14 protein-coding genes are annotated in these 21,397 nt (G+C 71.8%); 1 reads left to right on the forward strand and 13 read right to left on the reverse strand.

The window, feature by feature from the left end; genetic code table 11:
* Positions 1-14: 14 nt before the first annotated feature.
* The 11 genes from ABEA46_RS14815 to pheA all read right to left on the reverse strand — a co-directional run bounded on the left by ABEA46_RS14815 (position 15) and on the right by pheA (position 16,008).
* A complete protein-coding gene (locus ABEA46_RS14815) occupies positions 15-1,652 on the reverse strand; it encodes a PucR family transcriptional regulator (RefSeq protein WP_224751289.1) in 1,638 nt (545 codons plus the stop codon).
* Between the two features lie 18 nt (positions 1,653-1,670).
* The gene (gene menC / locus ABEA46_RS14820; protein WP_345545387.1) at positions 1,671-2,777 is read right to left on the reverse strand and encodes an o-succinylbenzoate synthase; all 1,107 of its coding nucleotides are present in this window, start codon (positions 2,775-2,777) and stop codon (positions 1,671-1,673) included.
* A complete protein-coding gene (locus ABEA46_RS14825; protein ID WP_345545389.1) occupies positions 2,774-3,586 on the reverse strand; it encodes a GNAT family N-acetyltransferase in 813 nt (270 codons plus the stop codon). Before ABEA46_RS14825 ends, menC begins: the two co-directional genes overlap by 4 nt.
* Entirely contained in the window at positions 3,583-4,716 is a 1,134-nt protein-coding gene (locus ABEA46_RS14830; protein ID WP_345545391.1) for a M20 family metallopeptidase, read from the reverse strand. Before ABEA46_RS14830 ends, ABEA46_RS14825 begins: the two co-directional genes overlap by 4 nt.
* Entirely contained in the window at positions 4,713-8,117 is a 3,405-nt protein-coding gene (locus ABEA46_RS14835; RefSeq protein WP_345545392.1) for a serine hydrolase, read from the reverse strand. Before ABEA46_RS14835 ends, ABEA46_RS14830 begins: the two co-directional genes overlap by 4 nt.
* A 10-nt stretch (positions 8,118-8,127) precedes the next feature.
* A complete protein-coding gene (locus ABEA46_RS14840; protein WP_345545393.1) occupies positions 8,128-8,886 on the reverse strand; it encodes an ABC transporter ATP-binding protein in 759 nt (252 codons plus the stop codon).
* Complete coding sequence (locus ABEA46_RS14845; protein ID WP_345545394.1) at positions 8,883-10,772, reverse strand: dipeptide/oligopeptide/nickel ABC transporter permease/ATP-binding protein; 1,890 nt, start codon at positions 10,770-10,772, stop codon at positions 8,883-8,885. Before ABEA46_RS14845 ends, ABEA46_RS14840 begins: the two co-directional genes overlap by 4 nt.
* A gap of 10 nt (positions 10,773-10,782) precedes the next feature.
* Positions 10,783-11,778, reverse strand: coding sequence for an ABC transporter permease (locus tag ABEA46_RS14850; protein WP_191170151.1), 996 nt, complete (start codon positions 11,776-11,778; stop codon positions 10,783-10,785).
* Between the two features lie 56 nt (positions 11,779-11,834).
* Complete coding sequence (locus ABEA46_RS14855) at positions 11,835-13,427, reverse strand: ABC transporter substrate-binding protein (RefSeq protein WP_345545396.1); 1,593 nt, start codon at positions 13,425-13,427, stop codon at positions 11,835-11,837.
* 63 nt (positions 13,428-13,490) lie between these two features.
* Positions 13,491-14,879: a serine hydrolase domain-containing protein gene (locus tag ABEA46_RS14860; RefSeq protein WP_345545398.1), complete on the reverse strand. Its 1,389-nt coding sequence runs from the start codon at positions 14,877-14,879 to the stop codon at positions 13,491-13,493.
* A 151-nt stretch (positions 14,880-15,030) separates the two neighbouring features.
* On the reverse strand, positions 15,031-16,008 hold the full coding sequence (gene pheA / locus ABEA46_RS14865) for a prephenate dehydratase (protein ID WP_345545400.1): 978 nt from the start codon (positions 16,006-16,008) through the stop codon (positions 15,031-15,033).
* A 73-nt stretch (positions 16,009-16,081) separates the two neighbouring features.
* On the opposite strand from pheA, the gene pgm reads away from it, so the two are divergent.
* On the forward strand, positions 16,082-17,725 hold the full coding sequence (gene pgm, locus ABEA46_RS14870) for a phosphoglucomutase (alpha-D-glucose-1,6-bisphosphate-dependent) (RefSeq protein WP_345545402.1): 1,644 nt from the start codon (positions 16,082-16,084) through the stop codon (positions 17,723-17,725).
* Between the two features lie 11 nt (positions 17,726-17,736).
* Here the strand turns inward: pgm and ABEA46_RS14875 are convergent, their stop codons facing one another.
* On the reverse strand, positions 17,737-18,966 hold the full coding sequence (locus tag ABEA46_RS14875) for an ROK family transcriptional regulator (RefSeq protein ID WP_345545404.1): 1,230 nt from the start codon (positions 18,964-18,966) through the stop codon (positions 17,737-17,739).
* Between the two features lie 34 nt (positions 18,967-19,000).
* Positions 19,001-21,391: a glycoside hydrolase family 2 TIM barrel-domain containing protein gene (locus tag ABEA46_RS14880; RefSeq protein ID WP_345545406.1), complete on the reverse strand. Its 2,391-nt coding sequence runs from the start codon at positions 21,389-21,391 to the stop codon at positions 19,001-19,003.
* Positions 21,392-21,397: the final 6 nt, after the last annotated feature.

The following is a 21,397-nucleotide window of genomic DNA, read 5'->3' on the forward strand; positions in this document are numbered from 1 at the left end:
GGTCGGCGCCGGGGTCAGTGCCCGGGCGCCATCCGCAACTGGAGCATCGCGGCGAATCGCGCCTCGGGATCGTCGAGATCCAGGCCCGAGACCGCCACGGCGCGGCGGAGCCGGTAGCGGAACGTGTTCGGATGCACGAACATCGCGGCGGCGGCGTTCGAGACGTCGCCGAAGCCGTCGAGCCACGCCGCGAGCGTTGGCAGCAGACTGGTCCCGTGCTCGGCGTCGTAGTGGCGCAGGCGCGCGACGGGACCGACGGGCTGCTCGCCGCGCGCGCTCACGATGTCGCGCAGCTCGATGAGGAGCGACTCCGTCTGCACGTCCGCCAGACGCGCGACGCGCCCGCCCGCATGCCCTTCGCGCAGCACCCGCAGCACCCGGTCGACGATCGCGCGTGACATCGCGACGCCGGTGAGCTCGCGCGCGGGCGAGCCGACGGCGACGAGCGCCGGCATCCGCGCCCCGACACGATCGAGGAAGTCCCGGGCGACACGGGCCGCGCGCTCCTCGGCGCCCGCCTCGTCGTCCGTCGCGGGAAGGATGCCGTAGACGACGTCGCCGACCAGCGCGGCGGCCGAGCCTGCCCGCACGGCCGACAGGTGCACGGCGAACGCGTCGGCGAGCCGCTGCCGCTCGCCGACCATGAGCTGATCGGACCGTGGTGGGCGCTCGCCGCCGGGCGGGATCAGCGCCACGCCGAGCACGACCACCTGCTGTCCGGCGAGGCCGAGCCGGCGCAGGGCGCCCCGCGCCCCCGCACCGCCTTCGAGCGCCGTCGCGACGAGCTCGGTCGACAGGCGCCGCTGCACGTCCGCGCCGGCGCGCACACGCAGCAGGTGCAGCGCCACCAGCTTCGCCGAGTCGCGCAGCGCTGCGGTGCGCTCCGGGGTGAGGGGACCGTCCATCGCCGCCCACACGGATCCGAGCACCTCGTCGCCCGCCCGCACGCCGATCGCGACCCGCTGCGTCGTGAGCCCCTCCTCGCCGATCGCGAACGGATCCACGACGACCGGACGGTCGTAGCGGTACAGATCGCGGAAGACCCCCCGCTCGGTGAGCACACGGGCGAACCGGTCGGGCACCCGGCGGCCGATGATCGTCTCGGCCCGCGAGGCATCCGCCTCCTCCTGCCGGCCCGAGAACGCCAGCACGACCGACGAGCGATCCTCGATCGTGACCGGCGCGTCGAGGAGTGCGGCGATCGCGTTGGCCACGGCGAACAGGTCGCCCGAGGGCAGGCCGCCCAGCGACTCGTGCTCGGCCTGCCCGACGTCCCCCTCGGCGAGCAGCGAACGCAGCAGCGCGGCCAGCTGGCTCCAGGTGGCACCGCGCGCCAGCCCGAGGAGCATGACGCCGGACGCATCGGCCGCGGCGAGCGCGGCGTCGGTGAGCTCGATGCCCGAGCGCACCACGAGTGCGGCCGCATCGCGCGCCCCGACCTCCGTCACGACCTGCTCGACGTCGGCGGCCGAGACCAGGCCGATCCCCAGCACCAGCGCCCGCTCGGGGTAGACGGGTTCGTCGATCGGATCGTGGATCACGACCCCGCCGACATCGACGGAGGCGTCGACGTCCCCGTGCAGCGGCTCGAGGAGCGTCACGCCCAGGTCGTCGAGGATGCGACCGAGATTCGATCGTGGCCTCGGGCTCATGGTCGGGAGCATAACCCGCTACAGGGCCACCCACTCGATCGAGGTGGTGAGCTCGTCCAGCACCTCGGGGATGGGCTCGAGGCCCAGGCCCGGTCCCTGCGGCACGTCGAGGTGGCCGTCGCGCATCACGAACGGTGCCGTGATGTCGGTCGCGTAGAACCGGTCGCTCGCCGACACGTCGCCGGGCAGCGTGAACCCCGGCAGCGAGGCGAGCGCGACGTTCGCCGCCCGCCCGATGCCGGACTCGACCATTCCACCGCACCACACCGGGATGCCGTGGGCGACCGCGAGGTCGTGGATGCGCCTCGCCTCGAGGTACCCGCCGACACGGCCGGGCTTGATGTTGATGACCGAGGTCGCGCCGAGCCGGATCGCCGCGGCGGCGGTCTGGGCCGAGGTGATCGACTCGTCGAGGCAGATCGGGGTCTGCACGATCTTCGCGAGGTCGGCGTGGCCGAGCACATCCTCCTCTTCGAGCGGCTGCTCGATCAGCAGCAAGTCGAAGGCGTCGAGCTTGGCGAGGTGGCGGGCATCCCGGAGCGTGTAGGCGGTGTTGGCGTCGACCTGCAGCTGCACGTCGCCGCCGAAGCGCTCGCGCACCTGTCGTACGGGCTCGATGTCCCAGCCGGGCTCGATCTTCAGCTTGATGCGCACGTACCCCGCGTCGAGATAGCCGCCGACCGCGTCGAGCAGCTGCGGGATCGACTCCATGATGCCCACCGACACTCCGCAGGGCACACGGTCGCGCACCGATCCCAGCTCACGCGCGAACGAGCGGCCCTCGGTGCGCAGTTCGGCATCGAGCACCGCCATCTCGAGCGCGGCCTTGGCCATCCGGTGACCCTTGAACTTCTTGAGCGCTTCGCCGACGGCGTTCGCATCGCGCACTTCCGCCGAGGCGAGCGCCGGGATGAGCCAGCGCTTCATCGCGTCGACGGCCCCCTCGGTGTACTCCGGGGAGTACACCGGATCGAGCAGCGTCACGCATTCGCCCCAGCCGGTCGCGGCATCCGTCACGACCTTCACCAGCAGGATGTCGCGCGCCGTCTGCGTTCCGAACGACGTGCGGAACGGCGAGACCAGCGGCATGGCGACGCGCCTGAGCTCGAACCCCTCGATGTTCATCGGGCGTTTCCCTGTCCCCTTCTCACGATGTACCCCTCTGCACGGTCGAAGCCGACGATGCGTCCGCCGCCGTCCAGCAGCCGGGCGAGCCGGTCACGCACATCCCGACGCCACTCCCCCGCCCGCGCGGGATCGGTGCGGCGCAGCCTCTCGATGTCGGCCGGCACCGCCACGGTGACGATGTCGGGCACCGTGGCGTCGACGCCGAGCGGATGAGCGGATGCCGCGGCCTCGACGTCCGCGTCGAGCAGGTCCCAGCGCACCAGCAGCCGATCGGTGTCGTCGCCGCCGTTGATCGCGTCCGTCATCGGGCCGTAGAAGTTGGCGAGGTACTCGGTCGGACGAGCACGTAGCTTCGCGATGTTGAAGTACGCGTTGCGCGCAACGAGGGGATCGAACGTCCACTCCACCGCCTCGATGCCCCGCGCGAGCGCCCAGCCGCGCTGGTGCAGCTTGATCGCGAAGCCGACGGCGCGCCCGACGTGCGACGCGGCGACGCCCGCGATGTGGCTGTGCAGCGAATGACGGTCGGGAGTGGAGTGGAACGCGACGGCCGCCCCCACCAGCTCGCTGCCGTCGAAGGCTCCCGAGATGTAGTTGCCCGACTTCGCGAACGCCCGCAGCAGCTCCGGCGGGACCGGCGGGTTGTCGGCGCTGCGGCCCCAGATGCGCGACAGCAGCTCGATCACCGCCGCCTCCTCCTCGAGGCCGGCGACCTCGCGGACCTCCACGCCGGCGCGAGCGGCGACCTCCTCGGCTGCCGACACCGCCGTCGCCGCGGCATCGCGTGCGAACACGACCTCGGTCATGCGTCCCCCTCCCCCGACCCCGACGCGTTCGCGACGAGATCCGCGACGAGCGCGGCGACCAGCCGCGTGCGCGGCTCGAGCTCGTCGATCAGCACGTGCTCATGCTCGGCATGCGCTCCGCCGCCGACTGCGCCGAGACCGTCCAGCGTCGGCACCCCGATGCCCGCGGTGTAGTTGCCGTCGCTCGCCCCGCCCACCGACACCCCGCTCAGCGGCTCGAGGCCGAGTGCGGCGGCGAGCACCTGCGCGCGGGCGAACAGCTCCGCGGATGCCGCGGCCTCCAGCGGCGGCCGGTTGACGCCGCCTCGCACCCGCACCCGGGCGCCTGGGGTGACGGGGGCGAGGGCGCGCAGCGCCGCATCGACCCGTTCCTGCTCGGCCGCGGTGCGTGCCCGGACGTCGACCGCGACGGAGCCGCGCGCCGGGACGGTGTTCGTGGTGGAACCGGACCCCGCGACGGTCGGGGTCACCGACGTGCCGATCGCGGGGTCCGCGAGCGCGGCCACCGCCAGCACCTCGTGGGCAAGCTCCACGGTGGCGTTCACGCCCTTCTCAGGCTCCAGTCCCGCATGCGCGGCGAGCCCGTCCACCACCACCTCGTAGAGCGAGACGCCCTTGCGCTCGAGCTTGAGGGCCCCGCCGTCGGCGGAGGCCTCGAGCACGAGCGCGGCGCGCGCTCCTCGGGCGGTGTCTTCGATGAGGGCGCGGGAGCTCGGCGAGCCGACCTCCTCGTCGCCCGTGACCAGCAGGGTCACACCGTCGCGATCGGTCAGCGACGCGATCGCGTGCACGGCCATCGCGAGCCCGGCCTTCATGTCGAAGCATCCGGGCCCCCGCAGCATCCCGTCCGAGACGACGAACGGCAGCCGTTCGATCGTGCCCAGCGGCCACACGGTGTCGTGGTGGGCCAGCACGACGACCCGCGTCGCCGCACCGAACCGCCAACGCAGATGGGTCACCCCGTCGAGCACGATGCGCTCGGGTGCGACCCCCAGTGCCCGCTCGCCCAGCGCAGCGACGACGTCTGCGGAGCGGGCCACGGCGGCGAGGTCGGACGACGGCGACTCGCACTCGACGAGCGCGCGGATGGAGTCGACGATGGTGTCGACTCCGACGGACACGGTCGTCATGCCGGCACTGCGACCTTCTCTTCGTCCTCGATCGGCGACGTGCTGACGGCATCCGATACCTTCGGGGTCGCGCGCGCGCCGAAATGCACGTACTCCTCGCCGGTCGGGAGCGCGTAGAACGTCACCGTGATCCAGGTCTGGGTGCCGGGCGCCCGCACCGCGAACAGCCTGTCGCCGAGCGCGACCATCGGCAGCTCCTCGGTCGGGTTCGGCTCGAGCTCGGCGAGGGGTCCGAGCACCGTCGAGCGCAGGATCGGTCCGTCGTCGCCGTTCAGGACCTCCATGCGGACGGACGCGCGCTCGTACGTGCCGACGAACGGGGCGATGTCGACCTCGACCGGCTCATCGGGCACGGCCACCGGAGCCTTCATGTCGATGCCCGCGAGCTCGGCGAAGATCTCGCGGTACAGGGACTCGTACAGGTCCCGCGTGTTGCCTCCGTTGGTCAGGAGCGTCACCGCCAGGCCCGACGGACCATGGATGCGCAGGAACGCGGCCTGCCCGATCGTGTTGCCGTCGTGTCCGTACAGGCGCTCGCCGTTCCAGTCGAAGCGGATCCAGCCCAGGCCCCACGAGTCGCCGAGCACGTGCTTGTCGGGCACCTCGGCCTGGAACGCCTGCATCTGCCCGACAGCGTCCTCCGACAGCAGCCGGGTGCCGTCGGCGGTGACGCCGCCCGCCATGTGCAGCCGCGCGAACGCGAGCACGTCCTCGGCGCGCGCGGTGATGAGCCCGGCCGGGCCGACTGAGCGCATCAGCCCCCATGCCGGCGTGACCACCTGCTCGCCGGCGACGTCGACGTGCCCGACGGCGGCGGCGTACCGGATGGCGTCGTCGGGCAGTGTGACCGTGTGCGTGAGCCCGAGCGGCTGGAAGAGCAGCTCCGCCATGGCGGCATCCCACGTCTTGCCGGTGATCTTCTCGATCACCCGGCCCAGCAGCGAGAAGCCGGAGTTGCAGTACGACCACGTCGCGCCGAGCGGGTGGTTCTGCCCCGCGGTCCTCAGCTCGGCCGTGTACTTCTCCAGCGCGTCGTCGCCCCTGCCCGTGTCGGTGAACACGTCGCCGTCGATGCCGCTCGTGTGGGTGAGCAGGTGCCAGATCGTGACGCCGTCGGTCAGCTCGTCGTCGATCAGCTCGAGCTCGGGCACGACGTCCTTCACCTTCGTGTCGAGCGACAGCTCGCCGTGCTCGATGAGGCGCATGACGACGGTCGCCGTCCACACCTTCGAGATGGAGCCGATCTGAAAGATCGAGTCCTTCGTCACCGGCGCACCCGTCGAGATGTTGCGGTTGAGGGTTCCGTGCGAGGCGGTCACGATCTCGTCGTCGCGCCGGTCGCCCACCCGCAGGATGCCGAGCTGGGCACCGGGCACCTTGTGCACCTTCGCGAGCGCACCGAGCCGGCGCTGCCAGTGCGCGACGTCGATCGCGGCCGGGCGGGCGCCGGCGGCATCCCCCGCGTACTGCTCGACCCAGTCGACGATGCGGCGGTTGTAGTCCAGGCGGTGACTGGGCGTACCGAGGATCGGGAAGATGTGGCTGCCGCCCGGGTAGATGACCAGGCGCGTGGGAACGCCGCTCTCGCGCAGCGCATAGTGCCACTGCTCGGCCTGGCCGATCGGGCACCGCACGTCGTCGCCGCCGTGCAGCACGAGTGTCGGCGTGCTCACCCGCTCGACCTGCGCGTACGGCGACATCGCCGCGAGGCGCTCACGGTCGGCCGCTCGCCAGGGCATGGCGCCGACCTCGAACACGTTGAGCAGGTGTGCTTCGTCACTCGTCCCGCCCATGCTCGTGAGGTCGCTGACCACGCCGCCGGTGACCGCGGCCGCGAAGCGGTCGTCGCGGCTCGTGAGGTAGCAGGTCATGAACCCGCCGTAGCTGTAGCCGGCGATCGCCAGACGCCGCGGGTCGGCGATCCCGTCCGCGACGAGCCGGTCGATCGGCTCGAGGAAGTCGTTCGCATCGGCCTCGCCCCAGCCGCCGTCGACCGCGGTGAAGAACTCCTCGCCGTAGCCGTCGCTTCCGCGCGGATTGATCATGAGCACGCTCCAACCGCGCGCGACGAGCTCCTGGTGGTACAGGTGCATGTCGTCGACCGCGCCGTTCCACGCATTGTGCGGTCCGCCGTGCACGTCGACCAGCAGCGGAGTCGGACCGGATGCCTCGGGGTCGCGCAGCAGCCAGCCCTGCACGGTGGTGCCGTCGCCGATGAGGAACTCACGCGACTCACGGACGAACAGCTCGCCGCCGTCGGGCGCGGCGCCCTGCTCCGCCACGACGATCTCGTCGCCCGACGCCAGGTCGACACGCACGATCTGGCCGAACGAGGTCGGCGTCCCGAGCCCGACCGCTGCGACGCCGCCCTGCACCGACAGCCCCGAGACGACCCGTCCCTCGCCGCCGAGCACCAGCCGCGGCACACCGCCGTCCAGCGGCACCGCATAGAGGTGGGAGCAGCCGCGGTCGCGCACCGCGAAGACGACCTCTCCCGCCGCCGAGACCTGCGGCAGCCCACCCGGGTATGCCGGGGCCCCCGGCATGACGTTGCGGTCGAGCGCGCCGGCGAGCTCGGTCGCCGCGCCGGTGGCGAGCGACACCGAGTAGAGCCGTGCGATGCCGGACGGATCCCCCGCCCAGCCGACCACGACGAGCCGTTCGCCGTCGGGTGCGTAGGCGACCGTCGCGGCGGCGCCGTCGGCGAAGGCGACGACCCGGGCCGCCGCCGCAGGGTCGCCGGGATCGATCACGTGCACCGCCGAGCGGTAGGTCAGGTCGTCGACACCCGCCGGCTTCGCCGCGAAGGCGATGCGCGTGCCGTCCGGAGACCACGAGGGACTGGTGGCATGCGCGTCGGCCGAGGTGAGCTGCCGGGTCTCGCCGCTGGCGACGTCGAGCACGTGCACCTGCATGCGCGCACCGCGCAGGTACCCGGTGCCGTCGGCCTGGTACCCGATGCCGTCGGCGACGATCGGCGCGCCCGCGCGCTTCGAGCGGTCATCGGCGGACTCGCCGTCGCTCGCCTCGAGGTCGACGGGCGCCGAGAACGCGATCTTCGCGCCGTCCGGGCTCCACACCGCTGCACCCGCCCCGAGCGCGAGGCTGGTGCGCTGGTCGGCTTCGCCGCCCGCGATCGGCAGGGTCCACAGCTGGCCGTCGCGCAGGAACGCGAGCGTCTGCCCGTCGGGCGAGAACACCGGTGCGGAATCGGCCGTGCCCCGCGTGAGGCTGCGGGGGGCGGCATCCGATTCCGCGATCCACAGCGAACTCGTCGCGCGATCGGCATCGCCGTCGACGCCGCCCAGCACGTAGGCGATGCGGGAGCCGTCAGGCGACAGTGCCGGCTGGCTCGGGACGGTGATCTCGAGCAGGTCGTCGATGCGCAGTCTGCGGGTCATGGGTTGCTCCTCAGGGTGTCGGGACGGATGGGATGCGGCCGGGGATGGCGGCCAGGAGTTCACGCGTGTAGGGGTCCTGCGGGGCGGCGAGCACGTCGGCGGTCGGCCCCTCCTCGACGATGCGGCCGCCGTGCATGACGGCCACCCGCGAGGCGACGTAACGCACCACGGCGAGGTTGTGCGAGATGAAGAGCATCGACAGGCCGAGCTCGGCCTGCAGCTCCCGCACGAGGTTGAGGATCGCTCCCTGGATCGAGACGTCGAGGGCCGACGTGATCTCGTCGGCGATGAGCACATCCGGCCGGCCCGCAAGGGCTCGCGCGATCGCGACGCGCTGGCGCTGGCCGCCCGACAGCTGCGCGGGGTACGCCCCCGCCCGCCCCGGGTCGATGTGCACCAGGTCGAGCAGCCGCGCCACCTCGTCACGGCGCGCGGACCGCGCCAGACGGTGCGGCAGGATCTCGGCCACGCTCTCGCCGATCGTCATGCGCGGGTCCAGCGACGAGTAGGGGTCTTGGAAGACCATCTGAAGCGGGCGGCGGCCATGTCGCACATCGACGGCCTCGCCGTCGATGAGGATGCGCCCGTCATGCACAGGAACGAGCCCGACCGCCGCCCGGGCAATGGTGGACTTGCCGGAACCCGACTCGCCCACGAGTCCGACAACCTCGCCGTCGGGCACGGTGAGGCTCACCCCGTCCACCGCGGTCATGGCGTTGCGCCCGGACCCGAAGCGGACTGTCACATTCTCGAAGCGCAGCTCGCTCACGCGACGACCTCCTCGACGTCGCGCGCGGTGGCCAGCGCCGCGAGCGGCTCGTCGGCGTGCCAGCACGCCACGCGGTCTCCCGTGGCGGTCGTCACCAGCTCGGGGTCGACCTTCTCGCAGTGCGCGTCGGCGAGGGGGCATCGGGCCGCGAAGGCGCACCCCGTGGGCACGTCCGCCGGATCCACCGGCCGGCCGGGGACGGTCGCGAGCGGCTGGGAGATGTCGGTGTGCATGTCGGGGACTGCCGCGAGCAGCGCCCGCGTGTACGGATGCCGCGCCCGCGCCAGGTGCGATGCCGGAAGGTCCTCCACGATCCGTCCCGCGTACATCACCAGCACGCGGTCGCAGATCTCGGCGACGACGGAGACGTCGTGACTGATCAGCAGGATGGCGACGTCATCCTCGTCCCTGATCGACTTCAGCAGGTTGAGCACCTGCTGCTGCACGGTCACGTCGAGCGCCGTCGTGGGCTCGTCCGCGATGACGAGCCGCGGGTTGCCCATCAGGCCCATGCCGATCATGGCGCGCTGGCGCATGCCGCCGGAGAACTCGTGCGGGTACTGCCGCGCCCGCCGGTCGGGCTCGGCGATGCGGACGGCACCGAGCCGGTCGACGGCGCGGTCATGCGCCTGACGCCGGGTCAGCCCGTGGTGCTGGGACGAGACCTCGGCCAGCTGCGCCCCGACCCGCTTGGTCGGATTGAAGCTCGTCATCGGGTCCTGGAACACCATCGCCAGGGACGTGCCGAGCAGACGGCGGTGATCGGCGGGATCGCCTTCCAGCAGGTCGGCGCCGACGAAGCGCAGCGTCCCGGCATCCACGACCCCCGGCTCCTCCACCAGCTGCGCGATCGAGAGTGCCGTGAGCGACTTTCCCGAACCGGACTCCCCGACGATGCCGACGACCTCTCCGCGCCGGAGCGAGAACGTCACCCCGCGAACGGGCTGCACCGGCCCGTGCACCCCGGGGAACGTCACCGTGAGGTCGCGCACCGCGAGGACCTCGTCCACGGGTGCGGGACCGGATGCCCCCGCCGCCCGTCGCGGTTGCACCGACGCCAGCCGGGCCACGATGCCGGTGGCTTCGACACCGAGCGCGCGTGCCGCCGCCTCGCCGACGAGGTTGAACGCGAGGCCGGCGATCACGACCGCGATCCCGGGTGCGAGCGCCGCGAGCGGGTTGAGGTAGATGCCCGACAGGCCCTCCATCATCAGACGGCCCCAGTCGTATTCCGGCGGCTGGATGCCCAGCCCCAGGAACGACAGGCCCGCGAAGGCGAGCAGCGCGCCGCCCGCGCCGATCGTCGCGTTGACGATGAGCGGCTCGCCGATGTTCGGGAGGATGTGCCGGAAGAGCACGCGGAAGCGGCCGATGCCGCCCACCCGCGCGGCCGCCACGAAGTCCCGCGAGGCGACTCCCGCGACGAGCGTGTGGCACAGCCGGGCGAAGCTCGGGGCACCGGCGAGTCCGATCGCGAGGGTCGCCCCCAGCCACCCCGTCCCGAAGATCACGGCGAAGAACAGGGCGAGCAGCAGTGCGGGGAAGGCGACCGCGATGCCGACGAGCCAGGTGATCGGCTTGCCGGCACAGCCCAGCAGCAGTGGTGCGACGCCGAGGACAAGTCCGACCGACACCGCGACGAGGGTGGCGACGAGCGCGAGGACGACCGAGAGCCGCGTCGCCACGAGAACGCGCAGCAGCAGGTCGCGCCCCAGTCCGTCGGTGCCGATGGGATGCTCCGGCGACGGGCCCGCCAGGATGTCGTCGGTGTCGACGGCGGCGGCCTGCTCGCCCCACAGGATCGGCGCGAGGATCGCGGTCAGCAGGACGATCGCGAGCAGGATCGCGGCCGCCGCGCCGAGCGGCGTGCGGAGGGTTCGACTCACGGCGCCCACGTCAGCTGTCCGCCACGGTCGTACGAGGATCGAGGATCGCGAGGGTCGCGTCGACGATCGTGTTGATGATCAGCACGCCCGCGCCGTAGACGAGCACCGTCGCCTGAGCCATCGGGTAGTCCTTGGTCTGTATGGAGCTGACGATCGTCGAGCCGAGGCCGGGCCACGCGAACACGTTCTCGACGAGCACGGTGCCCACCACGAGCGAGCTGAGCAGGAGTCCTGCGAGGGTCAGCGTCGCGGTCACCGCGTTGGGCAGCGCATGGCTGAGGTAGACGCGCCACGCCGGCAGCCGCTTGGCGCGCGCGGTGCGCACGAAGTCCGCGCCGAGCACGGCGAGCATCTCGACCCGCACGATGCGCGCGAGAACGGCGGCCGGTCCGAGCGCGAGCGCGATCACGGGGAGGATGTACGACTCGGGGCCGCTGCGGCCGGCGATCGGCAGCCAGCCGAGCGCGACGCCGAACACCGACACGAGCGCGACGCCCAGCAGGAAGTCGGGGATCGCCGAGAGGAAGATGCTGCCCGACGCGAAGCCGAGTTCGAGCTTGCGGCCACGGCCCCGCCGGGTCGCCACGGCGATCGCGACGCCGACCGGGACCGACACGATGACGGCGAAGACGAACGCGAGCACCGCGAGGCTGAGCGTCGCCGGCAGGCGCTGGGCGATCGTCTGCGCGACCGGGAGCCCGGTCTGGATCGACGTGCCGAAGTCGCCCGTGAGCACGCCCTTGAGGTAGTCGAAGTACTGCACGATCAGCGGATCGTCCAGCCCGAGTGACGCACGCTTGGCCGCGACGAGTTCGGCCGACGCGGTCGGGCCGAGCGCGGCGCGCACGGGGTCGCCCGGGATGAGGTGGATCATCAGGAACGCCGCGGTCACCAGGACCCACAGCGACACCAGCAGCCGCCCGGTCCTGCGGGCGATGAACCGGGGCCAGCGATGGTCGCGGGCTCGGCGCTCCGTTCCCGTGGACAGGGCAGCTGCTGAAGTCATGAGTGCGTGTTCCTTCTCACGCCGGTCGCCCGGCGCTGCTCACTGGGAGGTGCGGGTCAGCCCGCGATCAGCCGGATGCTGGTCGGCACGATCTGGTCGAGCATGGTGAACTCGGCGCCCTTGGCATAGGTCTTGACGACGTTGTTGGCGAAGGGGACCACGTCGGCGGCCGTGAACAGCGCCGTCTCGGCTTCCTTCCACGTGTCGCAGCCCTCCGCCCCGACCATTCCCATCGCCGCGGCGACTCCCGCCTCGTAGTCGGCGTTGTGGATGCCTGCGAAGTTCGTGCCGTCGGGTGCCGATGCTCCCGAGACGAAGCCGACCACCTGGTCGGGGTTGCTGACGTTCAGCGGCACCCACGCGACATCCCACGCACCGCTGCCGAAGATCGTGCCGGTGAGGGTCGTCGAGTCGTTCTGGGTCGGCGTGGCCTTCACGCCGATCTCCTCCCATTGCTGGGTCGCGAGCTCCGCCGCCGAGGTACCGCCGGTGCCGAGGGTGTTCGCGTAGAGGAACGTCAGCTCGAGCTTCACGCCGTCCTTCTCCCGGATGCCGTCGGCGCCGGGAACCCAGCCCGCGTCCTCGAGCGCCGCGTTCGCGGCATCCACGTCGAACACGGGCACGTTGCCGCTGACCGCGTCGTAGTCGCACGTCGACGGCGGGAGCACCGTCAGGCGCGTCGCGGGCTCGCCGGCGTTGCTCGTGACGACCTTCTGCAGTTCCGCGAGGTCGAGTGCCTGCGTGAGCGCCATGCGGACGGCGGGGTCGCTGGTGGCGTGCCCGGCGTTCTGGTTGTACCACTGCTCGCCGACGAGGGCGGGAAGCCCTTGGGAGAACAGACCGGCGGCCTCCAGGCGCGCCGCGTCGGGACCCACGATCGAGGCGGCGTTGATCTCTCCGGACAGCACGAGATTCGCCGCTGTGGTCTCGTTGGGGATGATGCGGGCGACGATCTGTGCGGGCAGCCCCTCCTCGTCGGCGGTGACGCCGCCGGGTCCCCACGCGTAGTCCTCGTTGAGTTCGTAGGTGTAGTGGTCGTTGGGCACGGCATCGGTGAGGACGTACGGCCCGGTGCCGAGCGTGGCTGCGGTGAGCTGATCGCGGTCGTCGAGGCCAGCTGCGCAGACCATGGGGACGTTCGCGAGGCCCTCCAGGGCGAACGGCGCCGGTGCGGCGAGCTCGATCGTGATGGTGCTGCCGTCGGCCTCGGCGCTCGCGACGGGAGCGAGGAACGATCCGAGGAACGGGCTCTGGTTCTCGGGGTCGGCGATCCAGAGGATGTTCGCGACTGCGGTGTCGGCCGTGAAGTCCGAGCCGTCCGAGCAGGTGATGCCGTCGTTGAGCGTGAGCGTGATCGCCGTGCCGTCGATCGACCAGTCGCTCGCGAGCTGCGACTGCACCTTGCCGTCCTGGTCGATCGACACGAGCCGGTCATAGGCGAAGGCCGACAGCTGGAACAGCGTGCTCACCGCGGATGCCTGCGGATCGAGGGCGCCGGGGTCGGCGACCATCGAGATGGTGAACGTACCGCCGTCGACATAGCCGGATGACTCCCCGCCGTCGTCGCCTGCGCCGGAGCATCCGGCGAGTGCGGCGACGGCGACGGCGGTCACGGCGACGGCCACGGCAGACCTCGTGAAGGAGTGCATGCGATCTCATTCCTGATGCGGGGGATGGTGCGGCGGTGTGGCCGCGTGCTGTGAAGGAGTGGTTCAGTCGACGCGGCCGATGGCGCGTCCGTAGTGGATGTACTTGCTGCGGCCGGCGCCGTCGTCACCCAGGAAGGCGTAGATGACGTGCATCTCTTTCATGGTCGGCTCGACGGCGATCAGCGCGCCCTCGCTCAGCCCGACGAGCTCGACGTGCTCGGGCTTCTGCCCCATCTCGGCCATGATCCCCTTGGGGTTGCTGTCCAGCCAGATCCTGCCGTCGTCGTCGAGGCTGACGGTCATGTCGAAGGTCGAGTTCGAGTACGAGCCGACGTACGGCGTCGCGTCGACCGGCTCGGGTTCGGCCGGGGGCTTGCGGAATCCGTGCAGCTCCACACCGGCGACCTCGCTCACGATCTTCTTCACGGTGCTGTCGAACAGCGCCATCACGTCGCCGCCGTTGGTCAGCATGGCCACGGCGAGACCCGCCTCGGGGATCACCCGGAGGAACGCCGACTGGCCGATCGTGCCGCCGTCGTGGCCGATGACGGACGGCCCTCCCTCCACGAAGATCTCCCAGCCGAGGCCCCACGCGTCACCCATGCCGGTGAGCGTCGGCAGCTTCACCTGCGTGCGCTGCATGTCGGCGACGGATGCCTCCGACAGCACGCGCGTGCCGTCTGCGGCGACTCCGCCCGCGAGGTGCATCTGCGCGAAGGCGACCAGATCGCGCGGCGTCATGGCGAGCATGGATCCGGCGGGCTCGTTCGACTTCGCGAGCGCCCACACGGGAGCGGGCGTCTCGGTGCCGTCCTCGCCGGGACCCATGTGGCCGACTGCGGCGCGGAACAGGATCGCCTCGTATGCGCTGGGGGCGACGTGCGTGAGCCCGAGGGGAGCCACGAGGTGCTCGACGAGGACCGTCGACCACGGCTTCGCGCGCAGCACCTCGACGAGCCGCCCGAGCACGCTGAACCCGGCGTTGTTGTAGGCGAACAGCTCGCCCGGGGTGAAGACCTGCGGCAGCTCGCCGAGCGTGGCGAGGTACTTCTCGATCGCGTCATCGCCGCGTCCGGTGTCGGTGAAGACATCGCCCTCGAAACCGGCGCGGTGGCTCAGCAGCTGACGCGTCGTGATCGCGGCCGCCGCGCTCTCGTCGGCGATGCGGAACTCCGGGAGGTAACTGCGGATCGGGGCGTCGAGGTCGAGCAGCCCGTCGTCGACGAGCTGCATGACCAGCGTGGTCGTCCACACCTTTGTGATCGAGCCGATCTGGAACACGGAGTCCACGGTGGCCTCGACACCGGTCGCGGTGCTCAGCACCCCGGCGGCGGCCTCGACCACCTCGCCGTCCATGAGGACGGCGATCGAGGCGCCGGGGACGCCGTGATCGCTCACCAGTCGGGCGAACTCGGTGGCGAGGAAGGCGGAGACGTCAGCGCGGGTGTCCATGCGGACACGATAAGGAGCGCTCGGCGGCGACCTTTCGTCTGATCCGACAAATCGAGTGCGCCCCGCTCATCGGATCGGACAACCGACGGGTGGGATCGACGTGAGCCGCGCGAACGCCTCGTTCGTCGGACCGGAGACGGACCGCGCGACGTCAGTCGGTCGCGGGCTCGCCCGAGAGGAGGCCGCGCAGCCAGTCGCGCGCCTCGACGAACACGTCGTCGGCGTAGCGCTCGGGGTAGTGCACCACGGCGCGATCGGCGCGCGGGTACGAGCCCAGGAACGTGACGCGCGGGCTGAACCGGCGCAGTCCCATGAGGGCGTCGGCCATGCGCTCGTCCTGCAGGTGCCCGTCGGCGTCGACGACGAACCGGTACCGGCCGAGCTCGTCGCCGATCGGCCGCGAGGCCAGCAGCGACAGGTTGATGCCGCGCGTCGCGAACTGCTCGAGCATCTCGAGCAGGGCACCGGGGTGGTCGTCGGGCAGCTCGACGATGAGCGAGGTCTTGTCGGCGCCGGTGGGCTCGGGCGGCACGACGGTCCGCGCGACGAGCACGAAGCGGGTCACCGCGTTCGGGTTGTCGCCGATGTTCGAGGCGAGCAGCTCGAGCTCGTGGTGCTCGAGGATGCCCGGAGGGGCGATCGCGGCATCCGCGTCGCTGGATCCGTCGAGCAGGCCCATGGCGCTGGCGACGTTGCTCGCGGCGGGCACGTGAGCATGCGCCGGCAGCGCTTGCGAGAGCCACTGCAGGCACTGCGCATAGGCCACGGGGTGCGCGGCGATCAGGGTGACGTCTTCGAGGCGCGCGCCGGGCCGGCCGACGAGCACGAACTCGACGGGCACGAGGTACTCCCCCACGATCCGCAGGCCCGGGATCGTCGCCAGCGCGTCCTGCGCCGTGGACACGCCACCGTCGACCGAGTTCTCGATCGCGATCATGGCGGCGTCCGAGCGGCCCTCGACCACGTCGGCGAGCGCTTCGCCGACGTTGCGCACCGGGCGCCATTCGTGGCCGCGAGCCTCGGGGACCTGGGCCAGCGCCGCCTCGGTGAAAGTCCCGGCGGGTCCCAGATAGCTGTACGTGCGACGCACAGGGGCGGGGTCCTGGGTACCGTCGAGCTCGGAAGTCACGCGTGCCAGCCTATTCCGGTCCGCCCGCGACACGAACCGTGCGCGCGGGCCGCGAGCCAGGCAGACTAGGCGCATGAGTCGCGCAGGACAGCCCGCCGAACCCTCCGACCTCATCGACATCGATGAGCTGATCGCCGCCTACTACGACATCTCGCCAGACCCCGCGGTCGCCGAGCAGCGCGTGGTCTTCGGCACGAGCGGCCATCGCGGCTCCTCGCTGTCGGGCAGCTTCAACGAGGCCCACATCCTCGCCACGACGCAGGCGATCGTCGACTACCGCCGCACGCAGGGCATCGAAGGGCCGCTGTTCCTCGGCCGCGACACGCACGGCCTGTCGCTGCCCGCCGAGCGCAGCGCGATCGAGGTGCTCGTCGCCAACGGCGTCGACGTGCGCGTCGATTCGCGTGACGCGTGGGTGCCGACCCCCGCTCTCAGCCACGCGATCCTCGCGTACAACCGCGGGAGGGATGCCGCCGACCCCGGCCGCGCGGACGGCATCGTCGTCACTCCCAGCCACAACCCGCCGCGCGACGGCGGCTTCAAGTACAACCCGCCGAACGGCGGCCCCGCCGACACCGACGCCACCGGCTGGATCGCCGACCGCGCGAACGAGCTGATCGCCGCGGGCCTGCAGGGCGTCGAACGCACGCCGTTCAAAGACATCGACGGCGACAAGCTCGGCGACTACGACTTCCGCGACGCGTACGTGCGCGACCTCGCGAACATCATCGACGTCGAGGCCATCCGCCGCGCCGGCGTGCGTATCGGCGCCGACCCACTGGGCGGCGCGTCGGTGGAGTACTGGGCGCTCATCGCCGAGGTGCACGGCCTCGACCTCACGGTCGTGAACCCCGACGTCGACCCGACCTGGCGGTTCATGACCCTCGACTGGGACGAGAAGATCCGCATGGACCCGTCGTCGCCGTCCGCGATGGCGGGGCTCATCGGCCGCCGTCACGAGTACGACGTGCTCACCGGCAACGACGCGGACGCCGACCGCCACGGCATCGTGACGCCCGACGCCGGCCTCATGAACCCGAATCACTACCTGGCCGTCGCGATCGACTACCTGTACGCGCACCGCCCGCACTGGCCGGCCGACGCCGCCGTGGGCAAGACCCTCGTCAGCTCGATGATCATCGACCGCGTGGCAGAATCGCTCGGCCGGCCGCTCTTGGAGGTGCCGGTCGGGTTCAAGTGGTTCGTGCCCGGCCTGCTCGACGGCTCGGTGGCGTTCGGCGGCGAGGAGTCGGCGGGCGCGTCGTTCCTGCGCTTCGACGGCACGGTGTGGACGACCGACAAGGACGGCATCCTGCTGTGCCTGCTCGCCTCCGAGATCATCGCGGTCACCGGCAAGACGCCCTCGCAGCGCTACGCCGAGCTCGAGGCCGAGTTCGGGGCGTCGGCCTACCAGCGCGTGGACGCTCCGGCATCCCCCGCCCAGAAGGCGGCCCTCGGCAGGCTCGCGCCCGAGGCGGTCACCGCGACCGAGCTCGCCGGTGAGCCCATCACGGCCAAGCTGTCGCACGCCCCGGGCAACGGCGCGGCGATCGGCGGCCTCAAGGTGCAGACCGAGCACGCGTGGTTCGCCGCCCGCCCGTCGGGTACCGAAGACGTCTACAAGCTGTACGCCGAGTCGCTGCGCGGCCCCGAGCACCTCGCGCAGGTGCAGGCGGAGGCCCGTGAGGTGGTGTCGCAGGCGCTCGCGGGCGCCTGAGCCCCGGTCGCTCAGAGGGCGATCGGGATCTGCGTCGTGAGCAGACCGGCGTCGGCGAGATAGCGCTCCAGCGCGGTCGTCGCCACGCCGGTCGCCACCGAGTTGCCGCCGACGGTCGACACCTCCAGCAGGAGGTCGCGCGCCGACCATCCCGGCGACTGCTCCCGCAGGTGCGTGCGCGTGGCCGGGAGCAACTTGTCGCCGAGCGCCCACGTCGTCCAGCCGGTGAGCGTGACGACCTCGGGATTGACGACGGCGACGAGGTCGGCCAGCGCCGAGCCCAGGTAGTACGCCGTCCGCGCGATCGTCTCGGTCACCGCAGGATCGGGCTCGGGATCGTCGGCCGCCCGAGCAAGCGCGGCGATGAAGTCGCTCTCGCCGAGGCCGACCAGCGCGTGCACGGGGTCGATCTCGCGGAGCGTCTGCTGGATGCCGGGGACGCCGAGGTACGCCTCGACACAGCCATGGCGCCCGCAGCGGCAGCGCCGGCCGTCGAGCACGAGCAGCGAGTGCCCCCACTCGCCCGCCGAGTTGGTCGCGCCGCGGAGGATGCGCCGCTCCAGCACGATGCCCGCGCCCACGCCGGTGCCGAGGTTGATGGTCGCCAGGCTGGAGAAGTACCGGCCGCGGCCGAGCCACAGCTCGGCGGTGGCCATCGCCTTCAGCGGGTTGTCGATCACCAGCGGCATTCCCACGCGTTCGCGCAGCCTGTCGAGCTCGAGCTCGTGCCATGTCCAGTTCGGCACGACGACCGACACCGAGTTCGGGCCCTGCACGAGTCCCGGCAGCGACACCCCCACCCCGAGCACCTCGTCGCGGCGGACGCCGCCCTCGGCCAGCACGAGGTCGACGGCACGGCCGATCCCCTCGACCACCGAGTCGGGGTCGAGCACGTGCTCGTCGCGCGCCACCTGGGCGTGCGCGAGCTGGGTGAGCGCGGCGTCGAACACCACGGCGCGCACGTACGTCTCGGCGACGTCGACGCCCACCACGCGACCACGGGCGGCGTTCATCGCGAGCGTCGCCGTCGGGCGGCCGATGCGACCCGCTGTCACCTTCGTCTCGACGACGATGCCCTCGCCGATGAGGTCGCCGACGACGGTCGCCACTGTCGCGGGGCTCAGGCCCGTCGTCTGCGTCAGCTCGTTCCGGGTCGTCTCACCCGCCGACAGCACCGCGTGAAGCACGTCCAGCCGCGAATCGCTCCGGATGTCGCGCGACGTCCGTCGAAGCACCCCCATGCTCACTCCTGCACCGTCGAGTCTCGCCAGTATGTCACGCGCCGAGCACCACCAGCCCGGCGGTGAGCCCCTCGCCGCGCAGGCGCACCGAGGTCGCGCCCGCAGAGCGGACGAACACGATCAGCCGGCCGTCGAGCGTGCGTCGTGCGGCGGAGGCGTACGGGGTGTTGTCGGCGAGATCGCCGTTCTCGATGCCGAGCAGCACTCCGCCCTCGACCTCCACCTCGACCATCCGGTCGTCGCGCGCGACCCCGCCGGCGGCGTCGCGCAGCGTGCACTCGATCTGCACAACGTCGCCCTGCGGAATGCCGGCCGTCGTGCACGCGGCGACGGCCTCGGCCTCGGGCATCCACACCTCCGCCTCGAGGCGGACCGCCTCGCCGCGCGCCGGCAGTTCGTCCCGCGCCACGATCTCGCCGCCGCGGCGCGACTCGAGCACGAGCGGGGCCGGGCGCGCGGCGGTGACGGCGCTCCACCAGCCGTGGTCGTAGTCGCGCACGAGCGGGAGCTCTTCGCCGTCGCACGACAGCGAGAGCTCATCGCCGTTCGCGAACACCAGCACCTCGACCGGACCGGCGGCGCTTGCATCCCACTCGCGTCCGACCGGGTGCCGCCAGAAGTCTGCGCCCGCACCACCGGCGAGCGGACGCGTCACCAGGTGTGCGACAGGCTCGTGCGACCACCAGCTGCGACGCAGGTGCCACGCGTGCTTCTCGAAGCCGGCGAGGGTCATCAGGCCCGCGCCCGACCCGTGGACAGGCCAGCCGTGCGCCTCGCCGAGGTAGTCCACGCCCGTCCACAGGAACTGGCCGGCGACGAAGTCGTGGTCGACGACCGCGCGCCACTGAGCGTAGCCGTGCCCGTTCTCGCTGCCGAGGAAGGGCACGGCGGGGAAGCGCTCGTGGTCGTCCTCGTACAGGTGCTCCTTGTAGTTGTAGCCAACGACGTCCAGCGGCTCGAAGAGCCCCGTGCGACTCGACAGCTCGGGGAACGCCGCGGCCAGCGTGACAGGACGCGTCGGGTCGGCCCGGCGCACGATGCCCGCCAGCCGCCGCGCGATCGTGGTGAGCCGGCGCACGTCGGGCCGGCTCGGGTCGTACACGCGCTCGGCCGCCGGCTTGTTCGCGTCGTTGTTGCCGGTCATTTCGGCGAACAGCGGGCTCGCGTACGGATCGTTCGGGTAGTCGACCTCGTTGCCGATGCTCCACGCGATGATCGAGGGGTGATGGCGGTGTGCGTCGACCGTCGCGACGAGGTCGCGCTCGTGCCAGTGCGGGAAGTCCTTGGCATACCCCTCATGCCGCGGCGGGTACACGTTGTGCCCCTGCCACCACTTGTTCTTCGGGTTCTCCCACTCGTCGAACACCTCGTCGATGACGAACAGGCCGAGCGCGTCGCACAGCGCGTACAGCTCGGGGGCGTGCGGGTTGTGCGCCATCCGCACCGCGTTCGCGCCCATCCGCCGCAGCGACAGCAGCCGCCGCAGCCACACCGCGGCCGGCACGGCGACCCCGAGCGCGCCCGCGTCCTCGTGCAGGCACACGCCCTTGAGCACGCGGGGCTCGCCGTTGATCGAGAAGCCGCGATCCGCGTCGAAGGCGAAGGTGCGGATGCCGGTCACCAGCTCGTACGTCGACCGGCGCTCCTCACCGCCGGCCGGGAAGACGAGGGTCGTGGTGAGCCGGTACAGCGCGGGGTCGGCGTCGGACCACGGCTCGGGTTCGGGCACGACCGCCTCGAGCGCGAGCTCGATCTCGCCGGCCGCTGGGACGACGGCATCGGCGGCGAACTCGTGCACGCGGCCGGAGGCCAGCGAGCGGAGCTCGTGGCGCACTCGCACCGCCACCGGCACGTCGGCGTCGGACACCAGCCCGTGGGTGATCCGGAGCGTCGCGGCTGCGGCATCCAGCGAAGTCGTCGTCACCGTCGTGCCGTGCTCACGCAGCCGCACCGCCTCGTCGACGTGCAGTTCGACGCCGCGCGTGATGCCCGAGCCGTTGTACCAGCGGGAGTCCGAGATGTCGGTGTGCTCGACCCGCACGGCGATGACGAGATCGTCGTCGGGGGCGTACGAGAGCAGCTCGGTGATGTCGAACGAGAAGGGCACCCACCCCGACGGACGGCCGCCGAGGTGGTACCCGTTGACCCAGACGTCGGCGTTCTTGTACACGCCGCCGAACGCGAGCCGGACGTGCTGGTCGGGGAGCGCCGCGAGCTCGCGGAGCGACACGTGGGCGCGGTACCAGCCGACGCCGCCCGGCAGGTAGCCGGTGCCGCTCGACGCGTCACGGTCGAAGCCGAGCTCGACGCTCCAGTCATGGGGCAGGGCGACCTCGCGCCACGACGTGTCGTCGTGACGCTTGACCCTGGCGTCGCGGTCGTCGGCGAGCGCGAAGGCCCACCGCTCTACGGCGAAGATGCGCATACGGGG

It is taken from the genome of Microbacterium jejuense (genome assembly GCF_039544225.1).
Classification (GTDB): domain Bacteria; phylum Actinomycetota; class Actinomycetes; order Actinomycetales; family Microbacteriaceae; genus Microbacterium; species Microbacterium jejuense.